This is a genomic window from Streptococcus sp. GMD1S (assembly GCF_000296875.1).
Taxonomy (GTDB): Bacteria; Bacillota; Bacilli; order Lactobacillales; family Streptococcaceae; genus Streptococcus.
Window position 1 is genome coordinate 1 of sequence record NZ_AJQY01000412.1, and the last position, 665, is coordinate 665.

A 665-nucleotide genomic window follows, 5' to 3' on the forward strand; every position below is an offset into this window, starting at 1 on the left:
CCTGGCGCTGTGTAGTGAAGGGCTGAGAATTGTTCTTTATTGAGCATTTCTGCCTTGCTCTTAAGGATAGCAGCATGCTCTTCCCAAGCTTTAACAGGATCTTCTTCGTAGACACGGCAAGTTTTGAAGATCTGATCCCAAAGGAGGTCCACTGCTTCTTCATCGCTCGCAGCATTTGGAAAAACCTTCTTAGCCCACTCAAGCCCTGCTGCAGCTGCTACAGTCCAGCTAACCTTGTTGGATTGCGTTGCGATACGCATTGGCTTCATCGCAAGTCCCATAGCTTTGGCAGAAGCTGAAAGCTTGTCAGCATCCACTCCGTTCAAGGCACCTGGGTCAGAAGAACGGACACCGAGACGGCTAGCCTTGTTTTCCAAGAGGTAGTTCATCTCAGCAATCTTGTATTCTGGCACATTGTTCAGACGCTCTATCGGCGCGTGGAGGAATTTCTCACGGTTGATGATATCATCTGTCCACTGAACAATAACCTCATGAGCACCCAAGGCATAAGCTTCTTTCACGATCAAATGCGCCAACTCACGTTGCTCCACATCGATAGAAAGAGCCAAGGTGTGACCAGGTTGCACGTTAATTCCATTCGCAACCAACAATTTCGCATATTTTTCTAGATTTTCTTTAAAATTTGGTAAAACCATTCTATTCTT

General features: G+C 46.5%; 1 protein-coding gene. It reads right to left on the reverse strand.

Annotation, left to right across the window (positions count from 1 at the left end; all coding sequences use genetic code 11):
- The coding region (locus tag GMD1S_RS10700) for an aminopeptidase (protein WP_044135969.1) at positions 1-656 on the reverse strand (656 nt) is incomplete at its 3' end.
- Between the last annotated feature and the right edge of the window lie 9 nt (positions 657-665).